Origin of the sequence: Brevibacillus halotolerans (assembly GCF_026891775.1) — a bacterium.
GTDB classification, from domain to species: Bacteria; Bacillota; Bacilli; order Brevibacillales; family Brevibacillaceae; genus Brevibacillus_B; species Brevibacillus_B halotolerans.
Window position 1 is genome coordinate 1 of sequence record NZ_JAPTNK010000059.1, and the last position, 401, is coordinate 401.

1 rRNA gene is annotated in these 401 nt (G+C 45.9%); it reads right to left on the reverse strand.

Annotated elements, in window-relative coordinates:
- Positions 1-297: 297 nt before the first annotated feature.
- Positions 298-401 (reverse strand): 5S ribosomal RNA (rrf, locus tag O0550_RS24140); the annotation flags it as partial.

Sequence of the window (401 nt, forward strand, 5' to 3'; positions counted from 1 at the left end):
ATCGCAGTTCGCTGCGTCCTTCTTCGGCTCCTAACGCCAAGGCATCCACCGTGTGCCCTTATTAACTTAACCACAGTTAAAGGTTTGATCTTTCGATCTACACTAATGTTTGCATGTTCCTACAAAAATAAGAACGTTTGCCTTGTATGCTTTCTATCATTATCCAGTTTTCAAAGAACAAATGTCTGCGCCATTTGCTGACCGCAAGCGGTCGATATTGAAGTTTTATAAAAACGTTGAAACGTATTTCCACTTCAAAGGCAACAGTATTATTATCAGTAACCCTAAAGGTTACCGGCCTGGCAACGTCCTACTCTCCCGGCCCGAATGGGCAAGTACCATCGGCGCTAGAGGGCTTAACGGTCGTGTTCGGAATGGGAACGTGTGTGACCCCTCTGCCA